At 65.9% G+C, this 15,664-nt stretch carries 17 protein-coding genes; 8 read left to right on the top strand and 9 right to left on the bottom strand.

Features of this window, described 5'->3' with window-relative positions:
• Positions 1–13: 13 nt before the first annotated feature.
• Genes ABIB45_RS11590 through ABIB45_RS11580 form a run of 3 tightly spaced genes read right to left on the bottom strand, consistent with a single transcriptional unit; the run spans position 14 to position 2,726 of the window.
• The gene (locus ABIB45_RS11590; protein WP_354216003.1) at positions 14–1,030 is read right to left on the bottom strand and encodes an ABC transporter ATP-binding protein; all 1,017 of its coding nucleotides are present in this window, start codon (positions 1,028–1,030) and stop codon (positions 14–16) included.
• Positions 1,027–1,911, bottom strand: a complete 885-nt coding sequence (locus ABIB45_RS11585) for an ABC transporter permease (RefSeq protein ID WP_354216002.1) — start codon at positions 1,909–1,911, stop codon at positions 1,027–1,029. The genes ABIB45_RS11590 and ABIB45_RS11585 overlap by 4 nt, the downstream gene beginning before the upstream one ends.
• Complete coding sequence (locus ABIB45_RS11580; RefSeq protein ID WP_354216001.1) at positions 1,908–2,726, bottom strand: ABC transporter permease; 819 nt, start codon at positions 2,724–2,726, stop codon at positions 1,908–1,910. The genes ABIB45_RS11585 and ABIB45_RS11580 overlap by 4 nt, the downstream gene beginning before the upstream one ends.
• Positions 2,727–2,847: 121 nt before the next feature.
• Here ABIB45_RS11580 and ABIB45_RS11575 point away from each other — a divergent pair, with 121 nt between their 5' ends.
• Positions 2,848–3,816 carry a LacI family DNA-binding transcriptional regulator gene (locus ABIB45_RS11575; RefSeq protein ID WP_354216000.1) on the top strand — a complete coding sequence of 323 codons (969 nt, stop codon included), beginning with the start codon at positions 2,848–2,850 and terminating at the stop codon, positions 3,814–3,816.
• Between the two features lie 48 nt (positions 3,817–3,864).
• Here the strand turns inward: ABIB45_RS11575 and ABIB45_RS11570 are convergent, their stop codons facing one another.
• Positions 3,865–4,080, bottom strand: coding sequence for a nitrilase-related carbon-nitrogen hydrolase (locus tag ABIB45_RS11570; RefSeq protein ID WP_354215999.1), 216 nt, complete (start codon positions 4,078–4,080; stop codon positions 3,865–3,867).
• Positions 4,081–4,104: 24 nt separating this feature from the next.
• Here ABIB45_RS11570 and ABIB45_RS11565 point away from each other — a divergent pair, with 24 nt between their 5' ends.
• Both ABIB45_RS11565 and ABIB45_RS11560 read left to right on the top strand, forming a co-directional pair.
• A complete protein-coding gene (locus ABIB45_RS11565) occupies positions 4,105–4,689 on the top strand; it encodes a histidine phosphatase family protein (protein WP_354215998.1) in 585 nt (194 codons plus the stop codon).
• 335 nt (positions 4,690–5,024) lie between these two features.
• The gene (locus ABIB45_RS11560; RefSeq protein ID WP_354215997.1) at positions 5,025–5,870 is read left to right on the top strand and encodes a fumarylacetoacetate hydrolase family protein; all 846 of its coding nucleotides are present in this window, start codon (positions 5,025–5,027) and stop codon (positions 5,868–5,870) included.
• A 39-nt stretch (positions 5,871–5,909) separates the two neighbouring features.
• Here ABIB45_RS11560 and ABIB45_RS11555 read toward each other — a convergent pair whose 3' ends face one another.
• The 4 genes from ABIB45_RS11555 to ABIB45_RS11540 form a co-directional block, all read right to left on the bottom strand.
• The gene (locus ABIB45_RS11555) at positions 5,910–6,092 is read right to left on the bottom strand and encodes a hypothetical protein (protein ID WP_354215996.1); all 183 of its coding nucleotides are present in this window, start codon (positions 6,090–6,092) and stop codon (positions 5,910–5,912) included.
• Between the two features lie 46 nt (positions 6,093–6,138).
• Positions 6,139–6,282, bottom strand: coding sequence for an MFS transporter small subunit (locus ABIB45_RS11550; RefSeq protein ID WP_354215995.1), 144 nt, complete (start codon positions 6,280–6,282; stop codon positions 6,139–6,141).
• 1 nt (position 6,283) lies between these two features.
• Positions 6,284–7,675, bottom strand: coding sequence for an OFA family MFS transporter (locus ABIB45_RS11545; protein WP_354215994.1), 1,392 nt, complete (start codon positions 7,673–7,675; stop codon positions 6,284–6,286).
• 388 nt (positions 7,676–8,063) lie between these two features.
• Positions 8,064–8,669 (bottom strand): SOUL family heme-binding protein, encoded by a 606-nt coding sequence (locus ABIB45_RS11540; RefSeq protein ID WP_354215993.1) that lies wholly within the window; start codon positions 8,667–8,669, stop codon positions 8,064–8,066.
• 132 nt (positions 8,670–8,801) lie between these two features.
• On the opposite strand from ABIB45_RS11540, the gene ABIB45_RS11535 reads away from it, so the two are divergent.
• From ABIB45_RS11535 to ABIB45_RS11515, 5 genes are all read left to right on the top strand, one after another.
• Positions 8,802–9,554, top strand: coding sequence for an ArsR/SmtB family transcription factor (locus tag ABIB45_RS11535; RefSeq protein WP_354215992.1), 753 nt, complete (start codon positions 8,802–8,804; stop codon positions 9,552–9,554).
• A 66-nt stretch (positions 9,555–9,620) separates the two neighbouring features.
• A complete protein-coding gene (locus tag ABIB45_RS11530; protein WP_354215991.1) occupies positions 9,621–10,313 on the top strand; it encodes an SWIM zinc finger family protein in 693 nt (230 codons plus the stop codon).
• A complete protein-coding gene (locus ABIB45_RS11525) occupies positions 10,288–13,110 on the top strand; it encodes a DEAD/DEAH box helicase (RefSeq protein ID WP_354215990.1) in 2,823 nt (940 codons plus the stop codon). Before ABIB45_RS11530 ends, ABIB45_RS11525 begins: the two co-directional genes overlap by 26 nt.
• Before the next feature lie 150 nt (positions 13,111–13,260).
• On the top strand, positions 13,261–13,497 hold the full coding sequence (locus ABIB45_RS11520) for a hypothetical protein (protein WP_354215989.1): 237 nt from the start codon (positions 13,261–13,263) through the stop codon (positions 13,495–13,497).
• A gap of 211 nt (positions 13,498–13,708) precedes the next feature.
• Complete coding sequence (locus ABIB45_RS11515) at positions 13,709–14,803, top strand: glycerophosphodiester phosphodiesterase family protein (protein WP_354215988.1); 1,095 nt, start codon at positions 13,709–13,711, stop codon at positions 14,801–14,803.
• Between the two features lie 187 nt (positions 14,804–14,990).
• Here ABIB45_RS11515 and ABIB45_RS11510 read toward each other — a convergent pair whose 3' ends face one another.
• Complete coding sequence (locus ABIB45_RS11510; RefSeq protein ID WP_354215987.1) at positions 14,991–15,662, bottom strand: excalibur calcium-binding domain-containing protein; 672 nt, start codon at positions 15,660–15,662, stop codon at positions 14,991–14,993.
• Positions 15,663–15,664: the final 2 nt, after the last annotated feature.

Below are 15,664 nucleotides of genomic sequence, written 5' to 3'. Positions count from 1 at the left end.
GTTGGGGAGGATGCTAATCGGCCAGGGGGACAAGATCGGCCGGACGGATGGCTGCGGTGATTTCGGCACCGGGCTCAAGGTGGAGCCCGGAGGTGGCGCCGGAGTCGGCACGGACTGAGGCGAGGAGGTCCACTACCGTTCCGGTGCTGTCCGTGGCGGTGGCCCGGACCATAACGTCAACGCCCCGGTAAGCGATCTGGGTGATGACCGCCGGGAGGTTGTGTGCGCCGCTGTTGAGGGCTGCGCCGCGGCCGATAAGCTGCAGGTTTTCCGGGCGGACCGTGGCCTGGGCGTACTCGGGGGTGGCGAAGAAGTTCTCGTAGCCCATGAATTCGGCCACGAAGCGGTTGGCGGGACGCTGGAAGACGTCCTGCGGGGAGCCCTGCTGCATGATCTTTCCGCTGCGCATCAGGACCATGTCGTCGCTCATTTCGAGCGCTTCTTCCTGGTCATGCGTGACCAGGACCACCGTGAGGCCGGTTTCCTGCTGGATACGGCGGATTTCCGCACGCATCTGCAGGCGCAGCCGCGCGTCCAGGTTGGAGAGGGGTTCGTCCAGCAGCAGGATATCGGGGCGGATGGCGATGGCGCGGGCCAGGGCAACGCGCTGCTGCTGCCCACCGGAGAGTGCCTTGGGCCGTCGCTCCGCGAGGTGGCCGAGCCCCACCATGTCCAAGGCTTCGGTGACACGCTTGCGGCGCTCCGGGGAGGCCACCTTGCGCAGCTTCAGGCCGTAGCCCACGTTGTCCGCCACGCTCATGTGCGGGAACAGCGCGTAGCTCTGGAACACCATGCCAAGGTTCCGCTTCTCCGGCGGCAGCCGCGTGGCGTCCTTGCCGTTGATCAGGATGGAGCCCGACGTCGGCTGTGAGTAACCGGCGATCATCCGCAATGTGGTGGTCTTGCCACAGCCGCTTGGGCCCAGCAGGGTGGTCAGCTTCCGGCTCGCGATGTCCAAATTGATGCCGTCGACGGCGGTGAAGTCGCCGAAGACCTGACTGACGTCGCGCAGTTGCGCTGCAATGGTCATTTGTTGATGCCTCCGAAGATTGTGGCGAAGCCGACGGCGCGCTCAGCGGTGAATGCGAAGACGATGGTGGCAGCCAGGATCAGTGTGGACATGGCCGCGATCATCGGATCGTAGGATTTCTGGACGTAGTCGAGCATGGAGACCGGCAACGTGTTGAAGGTGCGGCCCTGCAGCAGCAGGGAGAGCGGAACGTTGTTGAATGAGGTCACGAAGCTCAACAGCGCCGCGGAGACAATGCCCGGGCGCAGCAGGGGAAGGGTCACTGAGGTGAAGACCTTGAACGGGCGTGCGCCCAGGCCGCGGGCCGCTTCCTCCACGAACGGATCGGCGAGCGCCAGGGACGCCCCGGTGACGCGGACGGCGTACGGGATCAGCAGTGCAGTGTGGCCCACCAGCAGGGCCGTGAACGCGGCCGTGCCCAGCCCGGCGATCAGCTGCTGGTAGAGGGCCAGGCCCACCACCAGTTCGGGGACGATCAGCGGCGAGAGGAAGAGTCCCTGTACCCAGCCCTTGCCGGCGAAGGTGCTGCGCTGCAGGGCCAGTGCAGCGGGGACGCCGATGATCAGGGCGAGGACGGTGGCCAGGACTGCCAGCTGGGCGCTGGAGACCAGTGCCGTCATAAACGGCTTGTAGCTAGCGGCCGCCGCGAACCACTTCAGGGAGAAGCTTTCGGGCGGGAACTGCAGGCTGTCCCCGCCCGAGAAGGCCGCGGCCACTACGAACAGGATGGGCACGATCATGACCATGTAGCCGATAATCGCGAGGGCTCCGAGGATGGGGCGTCGGCCGGTTGTTGGCTGCACGGTTCGTGGCGGCGTCATCTTGGGGTTCTTGTTTTCGGGCTGCGCACCGGGAAGCCGCAGGACTGTACGGATGGTCATGAGATCCTTCCCTTCTTGCCGACGGCGGCGGCTACTGCCGAGACTGCGAACACCAACACGGTCATGATCATTGCCACGGCGGAGGCCGCAGACCAGTCGATGCTGACCGTGGAGTAGTTGAACAACTGCGTAGCCAGCATCCGCTGGTTGCTGCCGCCCAGGAGGTAGGGCGTGGTGTAGGCGGTGGTGGATCCTGCGAACACGAGCGTTGCGGCCACGATCACCCCGGGGAGGGAGAGCGGGAGCGTCACTGTCCACAGGACCCTGGTACGGGAGGCACCCAGGCCGCGGGCGGCGTCGTCGAGCCCTGCATCCACCTGGGCCACCGCGGAATAGCAGGACACGATGGCCAGCGGCAGGAAGAGCTGCAGGAGGCCCAGGACGATCGCCGACTCCGTGTAGAGCAGCTGCGGGGCGGGCAGCCCCATGGCGGAGATAACCTGCCCGATCACGCCGTTCTGGCCCAGCAGGACCAGCCAGCCATAGGTGCGCACCACGTTGCTGAGCAGGAGCGGGAAGATGGCCAGGGCCAGCAGCATTCCGGACCAGCGGGAGGTGGAACGGGCCAGCAGCAGGGCGATGGGAAAGCCGAGGGCCAGGCAGAGCACAGTGACCAGCAGGCCCAGGCCCATGGTCCGGCCGATGATGGCCAGGTCATACGGGTCCTGGAGCATGCGGCCCAGGCGGGCGAACACTTGGCCGGTGGAGATCCCGGGGGGCGCCAGGAGGAGCATCAGGGCAGGCAGGCAGAAGCCAACCAGGATGAAGATCAGGCCCGGACCCAGCAGGAGGAGCGAAGATTTCTTTGACAGCACCCGACGGCACTCCGTTTCGAGGTACGATTCGACTGATGATGTAACCGGTTGTACAACCGGTTACATCGCTACAACGTAGAGTACATCACACAAGCAGTCCATAAGGGAAGGTCATGACGATATGGTGACGTTGGCAGATGTGGCGGCGCTAGCCGGCGTTTCCAAGGCAACGGCGTCACGCGCCATGAACCAGCCGCAGCTGCTGAGCCCCGAGACACGTGAACGGGTGATCTCAGCCGCCGCCAGCCTGGGCTTCTCCGCCAACCGGGCAGCCCGCGCCCTGGCCAAGGGCTCCACAGGACTCGTGGCGATTGTGGTCCCCACACTGGAAAACAGCTTCTTCACCCCCATCATCCAGGGCGCCCAGCGCGCGGCGGAACTCGGAGACCTCCAGGCGACGATCACGGTCCTGCAGGCAGAGAACGACGCCGAGCAGCAGCGCCTGCTGCGGCTCGCGGAACAGGTGGACGGCTTTGTCCTGGCCTCCCCGCGTGCCTCAGCCGGCTTCCTGAAAACGCTCTCGGAACGCAAGCCGCTGGTGACCGTGGACCGGCAGGAAGAGGGCATCCCCTCGGTCATGGCAGATACCCCAACGGCCCTGCTGGAGCTGGTTACCGGACTGGTTGCCGCCGGGCACCGACGCATTGCCTACGTCAGCGGACCTGCTGGATCCTGGATGGACCAAAGGCGCCTTGCCGCGGTCCGCGAGGCGGCCGGCGAGACCTGCACGGTGGAGGTTATCGGCCCGCTTCCGCCGACGTTCGCATCCGGTACGGAGGTCGCCCGGCTGCTTTCCGGTTCCGACGCCACCGCCGTTGTCATCTATGCCAGCGCCATCTCGCTGGGCCTGTTATTCGAGCTGCAGCGCCAGGGCACCTCTGTTCCCGGAAAGCTCGTTGTGGCCAGCGCCGACGACCTGGCCATCGGAACACTCTCCGGACTTAACATCACAGCATTGAAAGTGGACGCCGATCTGGTGGGGGAAACTGCCATGAAGACCCTGCTGGGTTTGCTGGACGGCAACCTTGAACCGCGGCCCTTCCATCGCCGTGTTGAAGTCCCGCTGCAGTGGGCTCCGGAGTTCGGCTGACCCCCTGCCTCCAAGGCACGCACACCCGGTTTCAAGCCCAAGTCAGTCTCAACAACCCCCATTCGGATCCACCAGCACGCTTCGTCCCACGGAGATCGGCGGGGCCTGGCATACCCCGGCCACGTACACGCTGTTCTCGATGGCGCGGGCGGCGTTGAGGGCCAGCCACTGCTCTGTCTTGTGCTCTCCCGGCACCCAGGACGAGCACCCGTCCGCGCTGCGGACGAATTTCAGACGGCGTGAAGGGACGATTCCCGCGCCCATCGAAGCTCAGAGACAATGGACAGCATGACCCTCACAACCTTCGCTCTCATCCGCCATGGCCAGACCGACTGGAATGCACAGCGCCGGCTGCAGGGATCCACCGATATTCCCCTCAACGACGTCGGCCGCGGCCAGGCCCGGGAAGCCGTCAACGCCCTGTCCATCCATGAATGGGACGCCGTCGTGTCCTCGCCGCTGAGCCGCGCCGCGGAAACTGCGGACCTGATTGCCGCAGAATTAGGGCTCGGTGTCCACCGGCATGTGCCTGAACTCACCGAGCGCAGCTTGGGCCGCGCCGAAGGACTCCAGGACGGGCCCGAGCTGGATGCACTGCGCATCCCCGGCGGCTTCCGTGGCGCGGAGGGCGAGGACGAAGCCGCGCTCCGCGGACTCACGGCGCTGGAAGCCCTGGCCGAGGAGTTCCGCGGCGGCCGCATCCTCGTCGTCGCCCACGGCACGCTCATCCGGCTCAGCCTCAACCGTGCGATCGGGCGCCAGCTGGAGCGCATCGACAACGCTGTGCTCAACCTGGCCCACCACCACCCCGCCGACGGCTGGAAACTCGAATACCTCAATGGCGTGCAGCTGGCGGCCGCGGCCATGAGCTGACCGCACCGGGGTCCACTTGACTCCGGGTTTTTCCTCGCAGCACAAACCAACGCGGGGTCACTTCTCGCCATCCCGGCCATCAGGATGGGCGAAAAGTGACCCCGCGTTGCTGTCAGGCTGGGACAACGGCAGGCGGGGCGGTGAACGTCGGTGTGTTGAAAACCGAGCCACAGTCACACTCGGTTACTACGGCTGGCCCCACCTAGAATGACAAAAAGCACCTCTGGAACTGCTGGCCGGGCCATCCGGCCGGCTGACCATCCCCTCGCCGTCAAGGCCTGGGCCGAGATGCGGCATCAACGACTGATCCTGCCTTCCGAGAAAGAGCTGAATCAATGAAATTCGCACGTCTTGGTACACCCGGTTCCGAAATCCCCGCCATCATGAATGGCGAAAAGTGCTACTCCCTAGCGTCCTTGACGGCGGATATCAACGCCGACTTCTGGTCGTCCGGCGGGCCCGCCCGCGCCGCCGCAGCCCTGGCCGCCGGCGAATTGCCCGAGCTGGAGGCCGACGGCCTCCGGATCGGCGCCCCCATCACCAGGCCCTCCGCGGTGTATGGCATCGGCTTGAACTACGCAGGACACGCCGCCGAATCCGGCTCCGCTCCCCCCGCCTTCCCCCTCCTCTTCCACAAGGCCCCCAACACCGTCTCAGGGCCCCATGACGCCGTCGCGATTCCCCGCGGCTCCAGCAAAACGGACTGGGAGGTCGAGCTCGGCGTCGTTATCGGCGCGCGCGCTTCATACCTCGCGTCCCCGTCGGAGGCCGTCGACCACATCGCCGGTTTCGTCACGGTCAACGATCTGTCCGAGCGCGACTTCCAGCTCGAAGTGTCCGGCGGCCAATGGTCCAAGGGCAAGAACTGCGCCGGGTTCTGCCCCACCGGCCCGTATCTGGTCACCCCTGACGAGGTCGACGCCGGCAACCTGCGGCTGCGCAGCTGGGTCAACGGCGAACCGCGCCAGGATTCCACCACGGGGGACCTGATCTTCAACGTCGCCACCCTCATCCACCACCTCAGCCAGTATCTTGTATTGGAGCCAGGGGATCTGATCTGCACCGGCACCCCGGAAGGCGTGGCACTGTCGGGGCGCTTCCCGTACCTGAAAGCCGGCGACGTCCTCGAAATTGAAGTGGAAGGCCTCGGGCGCCAGCGCCAGGAATTCATCCAGGCCTAAGGAAGGGCACGGTCAGACCACGGAATTGGAAAGCGCTCCTCAGCGCCACCCGATGACCTCGACGCCGTTCAGCGCAAGGCGCGGTCCCGCCGTCATTATTCCCCGCTGATCGCCCTGCAGGAGGACCAGGTGGACGGCCTGTTGGAGACGCTGGGCGGGGAGTCCGCCGTCGCCAATAATTCCGGCCGCAGTGAGTCGGAGGTGAACGGCACCACTGATCACGGTGCTGTCCCGTGACAGAAGGCAACCTGCTGACGCTCGCCAACCGCTAGCCGAACAGCGCCGCCACGCGGGTCAGGGTTTCGTAGACTCCGTAGGCCAGCGGCACCCCCACGAGGGCCCAGGCCACGGCGAGCCTGCCGGTGGACGCTTTCACGGGCGCCTGTGCGCCGGGGGTGTGTGCAGTGCTCATCTCAGGCCTCCATGGCAGATTCGTGCCGGCCGCGGCCGGCGCTGGATTCGTGGAACCGTGCGTCCACCGGTTTGACCAACAGGTTGGCCACGAAGCCAACCACCAGCAGCCCCACCATGGTCAGCAGCGCCGGCTGGTAGGACGCGGCGTTCAGCTGCCCGGGCTTGCCCTGGGCGTCCAGGAAAGCGTTGACGATCAGCGGCCCCGCCACCCCGGCAGCGGACCAGGCGGTCAGCAGCCGGCCGTGGATGGCGCCCACCTGGAAGGTCCCGAAGAGGTCCCGCAGGTATGCCGGGACGGTCGCGAAGCCGCCGCCATAGAAGGAAATGATGACGAATGCCAGTGCCACGTAGAGGATGGTGGTGGTTGAACCGGCCAGCGCCAGGACGGTGTAGAGCACAGCGCCTACGCCCAGGTACACCATGTAGATGCGCTTGCGCCCGGTGACGTCGGACGTGGCGGACCAGGCGAAGCGCCCGGCCATGTTGCCGATGGAGAGCAGTCCCACGAAGCCTGCGGCGACGCCGGCACTGACCAAGGACACGCCGTCGGCCTGGCGGAAGAAGTCCTGGATCATCGGTGCGGCCTGTTCCAGGATGCCGATGCCGGCGGTGACGTTGCAGAACAGCGCCACCCACACCAGCCAGAACTGCCGGGTTTTGATGGCGTTCTTGGCACTGACGTTCTCCGTGGTGACAAGCTTTGCAGCCTTGACCTTGGCGGGGTCGAACCCGGCCGGGCGCCAACCGTCGGCGGGGACCCGGATGGTAAAGGCGCCGAAGAGCATGTACGCGAGGTAGACGACGGCGAGGGTCAGGAAGAGCTTTCCGACGGCGTCGCCGCTGGCCACCCAGCCCTGGGCGCCGGAGTTGGGATCATACATTTTGAGCAGGGCCGTGGAGACGGGGCTGGCGATCAGCGCGCCACCGCCGAAGCCCATGATGGCCATGCCGGTGGCCAGGCCCGGCCGGTCCGGGAACCACTTGATCAGGGTGGACACGGGCGAGATGTAGCCGATGCCCAGGCCGATGCCGCCCACGAAGCCGTAGCCGAGGTAGACGAGCCAGAGCTGGTGGGTGAAGATGCCGATCGAGCCGATCAGGAAGCCGCTGGCCCAGAACATGGCCGAGGTGAACATCGCCTTGCGCGGGCCGTTTGTGTCCACCCAGGTGCCCATGATCGCCGCCGAGAGGCCCAGCATCACGATGGCGATGGAGAAAATCACGCCGATTTCGGTCAGGCTGGCACCGAAATGCTTGACCAGCGCCGTTTTGTACACGCTGGTGGCGTAGGCCTGGCCGATGCAAAGGTGGACGGCGAGCGCCGCGGGCGGTACGAGCCAGCGGTTGAATCCCGGCGGGGCGATTGTGTGGTCACGATCCAGCCAGCCCATAAGTGCTCCTCTTGCTTGTCGACGACGTCGATGTCCGTTCGATCCAGAGGCGAAAGACCCCACCAGGTTCCGTTACCTCCAGCAATCATGTGCCAGATCATCAGCAAACGTACTAATTGCGCGCCGAGCGGTAGGTAATTTACGGGGAGCGGTGTGACGGCAGGTCCCGCGCGGGGCCCTGTGAAACAAAATGGGGCAGTTGCTACCGCTCCCTCTGGCACCGCACGCCCGGCGGCAAGTGGACCATCTACGCCAACGCCGCACCCGAGTTCAGCTGCGCGCGTTACTGCGGGACAGCCGTGCGCCACGGTAGAGGCCGACGTCGACATCCAGCATCCGCGTCCGCGACGGCTTCGCCGCAGTGCGGATCACGGAAGTCCCGGCCGCGTCAGACCGCCGGCGACCCATCAGCTGCCGCGCTTTCCTGCACGTCCTGGACTACCTCGTTGTGGCGCAGGAACCAAGGCTTGAACGGCGGGTCAAAGCGGGCGAACCGCGGCGGCCCCGCCGCGGTAAGTCCGGCGAGTGTCAGTGCGGCCTGCAGTCCGTTGTTCCGCCGAGCGAACGCTGCCGCGGTGCCGCTGCCTGAGAAGCGGAGGGCCGCGGCCAGGGAGCCGGGTACTTCCCGGAGCTTGACCTGAGGGTCCGACGGGACAGGCGCCGTCGCGGCCGTGAGGCCTGCGGGGAGCACAAAGGCCACCACGAAATCTGCGATCCCTCGGCTTCCCGGCAAGGGCCCGCTCTGGATGACCGGTGCAGTCATCGCCAGCTTTTGTGGAGCTCCGGTCCCCTGGATGACCGGGGCCGTCATTGCCATTTTCTGCCGCGACGTATTGTTGCCGCTGATGTAGTTGAACAAATGCCGGAAGGCGGCGTAACCGGCACGGTCAAAGGTGGCATTGACCACCACCTCGGCGAGGACGTGCCCCGGATACCGGCGCAACTCGAAGTGCGGGTAGCGGTGAACCAGTTCGTAAGGCTGCTGTTCGGTCATGGTCCCCCGAGCCTACGCCGCCCCGGTCCGTGCGGCCACCCTGTCAGCGCACCGGCTGCCGATGACGCACCCAAGCACAGTCTGCCGTCGTAACCATTGATATGTGACCATACAGTCACCTATCATGGAACCATGGACGCCGTGTTCAAGGCTCTCGCCGACCCCACCCGCAGGGACCTGCTCGATGGGCTCTTCCGCGAGGATGGCCAATCGCTGACGGCACTCGGGGCGCGGTTCAGCATGACCCGTTTCGGGGTCATGAAGCACCTCAAGCTGCTGGAGGACGCCGGCCTGGTGGTCACCCGCCGTCGGGGCCGGGAGAAACTGCATTTCCTCAATCCGGTGCCCATCCGCCTCATCCACGACCGCTGGGTGAGCAAATACGCCGAACCATGGGCCGCTGGCCTCAGCGACCTCAAATCCAGATTGGAAAGTCCCATGGAAAAAATCTTCGAAATCTACATTAAAACCACCCCGGAACGGCTCTGGGAGGCCATTACGGACAGCGAGATCCGCAGCAAATACCAGTTCGGGAACTCCATCAACTCCGACTGGACCCCGGGCGGGCGGTTTGAAATGGGCAACCCCAAAGCCGGGGCGCTTCTGGGCGAAGGCGAGAACATCGAAGTTGACCCGCCGCGGAAGCTCGTCCAGACCATGACCGCGCTCTGGGGCGAGGACGTCAAAGCCGAAGGCACCTCGCGCATCACCTGGGAGATCGAACCCGTGGGCGATTCCTGCCACCTCACCGTCACCCACGACCACCTCCGCGAAGGCGCCAACGACCAGCTCTACGGCGGCTGGCCCATGATCCTCTCCGGCCTGAAAACCTGGCTCGAAACCGGGGAACTCCTCACCACCCCCGGCTCCCTGCTGTACACCTGAGGCGAGGTGCGGCACCCACACCCGGGCAAGCTGCGTTCCACAACCCCCACCCGGTAGCGTTAACCTGTGACTCTCACGAACCCGCCACAGCTCGCCGACCCCGTGATCAGCTCCCTCGTGGGTGGCACCTCGCTCAGCCGCGGCCGCACCTACTCGCGCAAAGGCGCGGTCTCGAGCGTCGAATGGAACCCCAAGAAGCTGGAGCTGAAAGGAATGGTCCAGGGCAACCGCAGCGCCCCGTACCGGACCAGGGCCGCGTTCAAGAACGGTGTGGGCGGACTGCGCCTTGAATGGGGCTTTTGCTCCTGCCCCATGCAATTTAACTGCAAGCATGTGGCCGCTTTGCTCCTGGAAATCAGCAGCGGGCCCGTGATGGAACAGCTGGCACTCCTGGAGATTCCCCCGGCGCCGAAGCTATCTCCACCCGAGGCCCGGAAGACTGTCCAGAAACCCCCTGCGCAGAAGAAGACACCGCCCGCCCTGTGGCAGGAGCAGATCCACAGCCTTCTCCACCCCCAACCGGCAGCAAAGGTACCAAGGTTTCGCCAGCGGTCCCGGCAGGTCCGCAAGCCCGCCGGCAGTGAGGCTCGGCGTGCAACTGGAACTTATAGAATCCATGCCCAGCAAGCCGCTTTGGCACCAGCGGGGACGCAGCGACCCCTGGCAAAACTCATCCGCCCCCGGCATCAGCCTGACCGCCAGACCGGTGAAGCAGAATGCCAAGGGGAAGTGGGTGGTTGGCCAGCTGCGCTGGGATAGTTTCGGCCAGTCATATTACGGGTATCAAACTGACGAATTCAGCACAGAGCAGGTGCGCTGGATGCGGACCTTCAGATCCCTGTACGCAATCGCGGGCACGCAGGCACCAGCGGCGCATCTGCCCCTGGAACTGTTTCATAGCCCGCTGCTCTGGCAGCTTCTCGGCCAAGCAAGCGCAATCGGCGTGGCGCTGGTGGCCGCAAAGTCCGGCGACGCCGTGGCCGTCCATGACCCCGTCAGCGTTGCACTGGACGTCCGGGCACACGACGGCGGGCTGATGCTGGTACCGCACCTCGGCGTCGGCCGTGGAGACGCCGACGGTGAGTCCGGCGATACCGCCGCAAACCACACCGCCATGGGCGTGATCGGCCAGCCTGGCCACGGGCTGTTCTGGTGGGACTCCGCCACGGGCCCGGGCACCTCCACGGCAACCAGCGGCCTGCACCTTGCCCCCACCACAGCCCCGGTTCCCGACGCCGTCCGTCCGCTGATCCATCACCGCACGGAACTGCTCATTCCGGCGGCGGCCCGCGAGTCCTTCCTGGGCGCCACCTTTCCGCAGCTGGCCCAGGCAGCGGATGTCATCTGCAGCGATGAGTCAGTGGAGCTGCCGCAGATCCTGCCGCCGGAGCTAGTGCTGACAGCCGCCCACAGCATCGGCAAACTGGACCTTCAATGGCACTGGGAGTACGTTTCCGCCGGTACCGTGACCCGCCAGCCGCTGCCCGACGCCGGCACCGGCTTCCGCGACCACACCTTCGAATCAGAACTCCTGGCTAAGGTGGCCGTTGCCCTGTCCCCGTTTTCGGCGGCCTGGCGGGAGCAGTTCCCGGACGCACCGTCCGGCCACCCGGGCAGCACGCGGCCGGCCGAGCTCAGGAACGTCGCCGCCGCCCGCTTCACCACCGACGCACTCCCGGCAGTGGAGCTGCTTGAGCACGTGCGCGTAGTCACCACAGGCACGGTGCCGGACTACTCCGAGCTCACGGAAACACCCCTGATCGGCATCAGCACCACGGGAACGGCCGACGGCGACTGGTTTGATTTGGGCGTCACGGTCACCCTCGGCGGGGAAGACATCCCCTTCCAGCAGCTCTTCCGGGCCCTGGCCGCCGGCGAAGAACACCTGATGCTGGCCAACGGCAACTACTTCCGGCTCGACCAGCCCGAGTTCCAACAGTTGCGCCGGCTCATTGAAGAGGCCCGGTCACTGCAGGAGCACGATGGGCCGCTGCGGATCAGCCGGTACCAGGCCGGCCTCTGGGACGAGCTGGAGGAACTCTCTGCCACCGCGGAGCAGGCCGAGTCCTGGCGGCGGAGTGTCGGCGGGCTGCTGCGGTTCTCGGAGCTTCGGGACTCTCCGCTGCCGGCTGGACTCAACGCATCGCTGCGCCCCTACCAGCAGGACGGCTTCAACTGGCTGGCCTTCTTGTGGGAGCAGGGCCTGGGCGGTGTGCTCGCGGACGACATGGGCCTGGGCAAAACCGTGCAGGCCATCGCCTTGATCTGCCATGCCAAGAATGGCATCGGCGCCCCGGAACGGGACGAAACCGCGCGCCACCCCTTCCTGGTGGTGGCCCCTACCTCCGTGGTGCCCAACTGGGCCGCGGAAATCGCACGTTTTGCGCCCGCGCTGCGCCTCACCGCCATTTCGGACACGCTGCAGCGCAGCGGGACGGATCCGGCGGCACTTACCGCCGGGTCCGACGTCGTGGTTGTTTCCTATACGCTCTTCCGGCTCGACTACGAGGCCTACGCCGCACAGCGGTGGGCCGGGCTGGTGCTGGACGAGGCCCAGTTCGTGAAGAATCCGGCCACCAAGGCCAGCCAGAATGCCCGCCGTTTCCCGGCCCCGTTCAAGCTGGCCATCACGGGAACGCCCATGGAGAACAACCTGATGGAGTTGTGGTCCATGTTCTCGATCACCGCCCCCGGGCTGTTCCCGTCGTCGAATCATTTCACCGACTACTACCGGAAGCCGGTGGAGAAGGAAGGGGACGCGGACAAGCTGGCGCAATTACGACGGCGCATCCGGCCCCTGATGATGCGGCGCACCAAGGAGCTGGTGGCCAAGGACTTGCCCGCCAAGCAGGAACAAGTGCTGGAACTGGAACTGGCGCCGCGGCACCGCACCATCTATCAGCGGCACCTGCAGCGCGAACGGCAGAAGGTTCTGGGGCTGCTCGATGACATGGACAAGAACCGCTTCGCGATCTTCAAGTCCCTCACGATGCTGCGCAGGCTCAGCCTGGACGCGTCACTGGTGGACGAGAAATATGCCTCCGTCCCGTCCAGTAAGCTCGACGCCCTGATGGAACAGCTCGGCGACATCGTGGCCGAGGGACACCGGGCCCTGATCTTCAGCCAGTTCACCGGTTTCCTGGGCAAGGCGGCCGCTCGGCTTGACGCGGAAGGCATCCCCTACGCCTACCTGGACGGCAAGACCCGCCGGCGCGCTGAGGTGATCGAGCGGTTCAAGTCAGGAAGCGCACCGGTGTTCCTTATCAGCCTCAAAGCCGGCGGATTCGGGCTGAACCTGACTGAGGCAGACTACGTCTTCCTGCTGGACCCGTGGTGGAACCCCGCTTCAGAGGCACAGGCTGTGGACCGCACCCACAGGATCGGCCAGACCCGGAATGTCATGGTCTACCGCCTGGTGGCCAAGGACACCATCGAGGAGAAAGTCATGGCGCTCAAGGAAAAGAAGGCCAAGCTCTTTACCGCTGTACTGGACGACGACGCCATGTTTTCCTCGGCGCTGTCCGCGGAGGATGTCCGGGGTCTGTTCGACGGCTGACTCAGCGGCTGTTCACTCTGCGTTGGGTCATCGGTTCAACGTCAACGGCGACACCACCGGCGGCGTTACGGGTACTTCCAACTCGCTGCTGCTGGTGCAGTCCTCGAAGTCAAAGGACCCCGCCTGGGCCATGACCACGTCACCACCTACGTGGGCAACTACTACGGGGTGGAACTCGGCTACGGGCCCGGGACAGGTTTCGGCGCCTGCGGACTGCCCGGCGCCGACAAGAACAGGCTCCGCGGTGCCCGCGTCTTTGAGCTGGACGAAAACCACGCCGGCATCTACAAAGAGACACGGCTGGTTTTCGCCAAGGACCTGGGCATCGATCTTGCAGCGAACGACCAGCCCATCACTCCCCTGCCCCTGAACCCGGCGCAGCTGTAGTGGCTGGTCCCGGGGTGCCGTGGATACCTCGCGAATGGTATCCGCGGAACCTGGGGCCCGGTGCCTCGCGCCCCAGGGGCAGCGGCGGCTTCATGGCGCCCCGTTAACCTCCCCGCCAACTCCAGGCACCTCACTGGCCATATGCCCTCCCTACGGTGGACGGGTCATCGGCGAACCTGCCGGAACCGTTTACCCAGGAGGATCCACCACCATGCGCAAAGTCCTGACCGCCGCGGCAGCCGCCGCCCTGATCGCCTCAATGGCGAGCCCCGCCGCCGCCGCCCCCACCAGCGGGGACCCGGGCACGGAGGCCGGCACGCCGTCGTCGAACGCTGCCGGCGCGGCACCCACCGCGCCAACTACCGGCCTGAAAGTGAACGAGCGCAACGGTTCCTTCGACCTCCAGGCGCACCGCGGCGGCCGCGGCGAATGGACCGAAGAGTCCCTGGCAGCCCTCGGCAACTCCCTGCAGCTCGGCGTGACCACCCTCGAACTGGACACCCACCTGACCGAGGACGGCAAGGTTGTGGTCTGGCACGACGACACCATCTCAGCCACCAAATGCCTGGACACCGCACCCGCCGCCGCCGGGGACCCCGAGTTCCCCTATGTGGGGGACCGCGTCGCCGAGCTGTCCCTCGCCCAGCTCAAGACCCTCAACTGCGGCTTCACGCAGCTGGCCGGCTACCCGGAACAGGACGTCATCGAAGGCAACCGCATCGCCGAGCTCAAGGACGTCTACCAGCTGGCCGCGGACGACAACGCCAAGAAGGTCCGCTTCAACGTGGAGACCAAGGTGGAAGATGGCATGGCCGGCGGCGCCGGCATGGTGGCCCTCACCAAAGCCGTGGTGGCGGAAGTCCAGGCCTCCGGCGCCGCCGACCGCACCACCATCCAGTCCTTCGACTGGTCCTCACTGAACCTCACCAAGCAGCTCGCGCCGGAACTTCCCCTGGTTGCCCTTTCCAGCGGCGACGCGTGGATGGGCGTCGGCCAGCCCGGCGCCAGCCGCAACCTCGGCGGCATCGACATCGATGACTACGACGGTTCGCTGCCCAAGGCAGCAGCCGCGCAGGGCTACGACGCCGTCTCCCCCACGTTCCGCTCAGTCACCCCCGCGATGATCACCGAAGCCCACAACCTGGGCCTGCCCGTCATCCCGTGGACCGTGAACACCACCGCCGACATGAAAAACCTCATGGACATGGGCGTGGACGGCATCATCACCGACTACCCCACCCGCCTGCGCACGCTCATGGCAGACCGGGGCCTGAAGCTGCCCAAGGCCTACGAACTCAAGGGCTGATCCCCTCACTTCCATGCCAATTACACTGCGTGCCCACATCTGGTGGCGGCCGTGCACGATTGGCGCTGCGCCCCCCGCGGCGTCGCCTGATTAAAGCCGAATGCCGCGGAGACCTTCAGGTGAAGGTATCCGCGGCGTCCGTCAATCACAGGACGACGGAGCTGTTCCGTGCAAGCTTCCGATCCGCTTACTTATCGCACCCGATGCCGTCGCCGTCCCGGTCGAGGTGCTTCCCGTACCCTGGCGTACCAGCATAAATCGGCGCAGCTCCGGCTGCACGTACAGCCGTGCAGTTCGCGTAGGACACGGCTGCCGGCGCCTGGACTGCCGGTGCGGGAATCGGGGCGGGCTTCGCCGCCGGTTGGGGGGCTTGCTGGGCCGCTGCCTGCTCGGCGGCCTGCCGGGCTGCCGCGTCCCGCGCGGCCTGTTCACCGGCAGCGGCCTGATCGGCAGCAGCTTTATCAGCCGCAGCCTTCGCTGCAGCAACCTCTGCTGCCACCTTGTCAGCGGCGGCCTTATCCGCCGCAGCCTTTTCCGCCGCCAGCTTCTCAACGGACTTGACACCCAGGCGCACGGTGGAATCCTTGGCCACTTGTGCACCGTGGGCAGGGTCCTGGGACGTCACCTGCCAGTTCTTCTTTGAAATGATTGACTTGCCGTCGGCGGTGTCCACAGCCTCGACCTTGAGCCCGAGATCTTTCAGCTGGTCCGTGGCTTTGTCCAGCGTCAGGCCCAGCACGTCTGGAACCGTGACAGCTTCTTCAACCACCGCAACGGCGGATGCAGGTGCAGTGGGCTTGCCACCACATCCAGTCAGCATGAGGCCGGCCAGCACAACTAATGTAAGCGTCTTCTTCAATT

It is taken from the genome of Arthrobacter sp. UYCo732 (assembly GCF_040547265.1).
GTDB lineage: Bacteria > Actinomycetota > Actinomycetes > Actinomycetales > Micrococcaceae > Arthrobacter.
The sequence above is the reverse complement of the archived record's forward strand: the minus strand, read 5'-3'. Positions and strand labels throughout refer to the sequence as shown.

Bases quoted from the DNA above. Each gene is read 5' to 3' on its own strand.
- ABIB45_RS11590 (WP_354216003.1), bottom strand. From the start codon at position 1,030: ATGACCATTGCAGCGCAACTGCGCGACGTCAGTCAGGTCTTCGGCGAC.
- ABIB45_RS11585 (WP_354216002.1), bottom strand. From the start codon at position 1,911: ATGACCATCCGTACAGTCCTGCGGCTTCCCGGTGCGCAGCCCGAAAAC.
- ABIB45_RS11575 (WP_354216000.1), top strand. From the start codon at position 2,848: ATGGTGACGTTGGCAGATGTGGCGGCGCTAGCCGGCGTTTCCAAGGCA.
- ABIB45_RS11570 (WP_354215999.1), bottom strand. From the start codon at position 4,080: ATGGGCGCGGGAATCGTCCCTTCACGCCGTCTGAAATTCGTCCGCAGC.
- ABIB45_RS11565 (WP_354215998.1), top strand. From the start codon at position 4,105: ATGACCCTCACAACCTTCGCTCTCATCCGCCATGGCCAGACCGACTGG.
- ABIB45_RS11560 (WP_354215997.1), top strand. From the start codon at position 5,025: ATGAAATTCGCACGTCTTGGTACACCCGGTTCCGAAATCCCCGCCATC.
- ABIB45_RS11550 (WP_354215995.1), bottom strand. From the start codon at position 6,282: ATGAGCACTGCACACACCCCCGGCGCACAGGCGCCCGTGAAAGCGTCC.
- ABIB45_RS11545 (WP_354215994.1), bottom strand. From the start codon at position 7,675: ATGGGCTGGCTGGATCGTGACCACACAATCGCCCCGCCGGGATTCAAC.
- ABIB45_RS11540 (WP_354215993.1), bottom strand. From the start codon at position 8,669: ATGACCGAACAGCAGCCTTACGAACTGGTTCACCGCTACCCGCACTTC.
- ABIB45_RS11535 (WP_354215992.1), top strand. From the start codon at position 8,802: ATGGACGCCGTGTTCAAGGCTCTCGCCGACCCCACCCGCAGGGACCTG.
- ABIB45_RS11515 (WP_354215988.1), top strand. From the start codon at position 13,709: ATGCGCAAAGTCCTGACCGCCGCGGCAGCCGCCGCCCTGATCGCCTCA.